Consider the following 2,277-nt stretch of genomic DNA (forward strand, 5'->3'; position numbering starts at 1 on the left):
CCTGCAATGCTGTTATATCTGACTCATCAAAGCCAAGTACCCATTTAGTTATACCCATTTTTAACCCCCTAGTTAATTAATATATTATAATTTTACATTCCAAATGTTTAAATTATTATTAAATCAATTGTCATTATGTATTGATCTTTTAATAATTTCGTTTGACTTGCTTTTTGAAAGTGCGAAAACTTAAATTAAGGTATTACAAGATTGTTATTCAACCAATATCTCTCTTTTCCCTGAGTAATTTGGAGCGCTGACAATACCTTCCTTTTCCATTCTTTCAACGATGTTTGCTGCTCTGTTATAGCCTATTCTAAGCTGCCTTTGAATGTAACTGGTTGAAACTTTTTGATCTCTTTGAATGATGGCCACTGCTTGGTTATAGAGGTCATTTTCTTCATCCTCCGTTTCATCGTGTGACTCTGTAGAAGAATTTTCATCTTCTTTAGTGATTTCCTCCATGTAGTTTGGCTCACCTTGCATTTTCAGATGATCAACTATATCTTGCACCTCATTATCACTTACAAATGGGCCGTGAACTCGAATGATCTTACCACCAGAGGCCATATAGAGCATGTCACCCATGCCGAGCAATTGTTCAGCCCCTTGTTCTCCAAGTATTGTACGGCTATCTATCTTAGAAGTAACAGCAAAACTGATTCTCGTTGGAAAGTTCGCCTTTATCACACCTGTGATCACATCCACAGATGGGCGTTGTGTTGCCATTATGATGTGTATTCCTGCAGCACGAGCCATCTGAGCTAAGCGTTGAATAGAGCACTCTATTTCTTTGCCGGCAACAAGCATCAAATCTGCCATTTCATCCACGATCACTACAATATACGGAAATGTTTCCATCTTGATTGGTATTTTTTCAAACAGAGGTTTGCCTGTTGTTGAGTTAAAGCCAATCTGCACAACGCGCTCCAATTCTATTCCACTATTCATCGCTTCTGTGATTCTTTGGTTATAGTTTATTACATTGCGCACATTTAAATAGGACATCATGCGATAGCGATTTTCCATTTCTTTCACTATCCACTTAAGAGCGACTACAGCCTTTTTTGGCTCTGTTACCACTGGCGTTATTAGATGCGGTATTGCATCATATATTGAAAGCTCAAGCATTTTTGGGTCGATCATTATCATCTTACATTCATCAGGACTTAATCGATAAACGAGTGAAAGAATCATAGTGTTAATCGCAACTGATTTACCAGACCCTGTGGTTCCAGCAACGAGCAAGTGGGGCATTTTAGTTAGATCTGCAATAACTGGTTTTCCACTTATTTCTTTGCCAAGCGCAATTGGGAGATTTAAGTTTGCATTTTGGTATTCTGGGGATTCAAGCAAATCACGCAGCATTACAATTTCCCGTTCCTTGTTCGGCAACTCTATTCCCATAGCATTTTGCCCACGAATTATTGAAATACGTGCAGAGAGTGCACTCATCGAACGTGCAATGTCATCTGCAAGGCCAATTACTCTTGCAGATTTCGTGCCAGCTTGTGGTTCAAGTTTGTACAAAGTCACAACCGGCCCATAGCATACACTGATAATTTTTCCTTGCACGCCAAAATCACTCAGGACTTGTTCCAGCAGAGATAAATTTTTATTGCTCTCCATTTCATTTAGCTGTTTTCTCTGCAAAGACTCTTCTGCTTTAGAAAGTAAATGGATACTTGGAAACTTAAACTCACTTAAAACCTCCTCGGTAGCTTTTTTCTGTCTTTCTTTTGGTTGTTGTTTAGTAGTGATTTTAGTTCTATGTTTTTCTTCTACTACTAATGGTGCAATTGAATACTCAGTAGTTTTATGTGATCTGAAGAATGGAACATTTACAAATAAGCAAGCTATTTTTTTACATAAGAAGAATAGAGAGTAAATTGTTCTCTTCCAACCAACAGATCCTACAAGACCTATTGATGTTACTATCACAAATATATAAAACGGGCAGTTATTAATTAGTGCATTCCCTATTATTCCACTGTGTCTGTACCTTGCAGTGATGCCTAGCGAAAGTTGTGGTAGTATAGCACATATCCCTAAATTGATTAATATTAAATAGAGAATTTTTAGCAGCCTTTTTGATGGCCTGAAGATCAACAAGTAAACTATGGTTGTAGCTATTGTAACACTAGTTAATCCAAGAAATTGAACCAATATATCAGCTAAATATGAACTTACTATTCCACCTAAATTTATCACTTCCTCATTTGTAGCTGTGTTTAAGGAAGGATCTTTATAGTTATAGCTAAAAACTGATATATATAT

Annotated in this window: 1 protein-coding gene; it reads right to left on the reverse strand. The window is 36.9% G+C overall.

From position 1 onward, the window contains the following. Positions 1-213 precede the first annotated feature (213 nt). On the reverse strand, positions 214-2,277 hold a 2,064-nt coding region (locus WG67_RS00520; protein ID WP_458694953.1), incomplete at its 5' end, for an FtsK/SpoIIIE family DNA translocase.

This window comes from Wolbachia endosymbiont of Drosophila incompta (assembly GCF_001758565.1).
Taxonomy (GTDB): domain Bacteria; phylum Pseudomonadota; class Alphaproteobacteria; order Rickettsiales; family Anaplasmataceae; genus Wolbachia; species Wolbachia pipientis.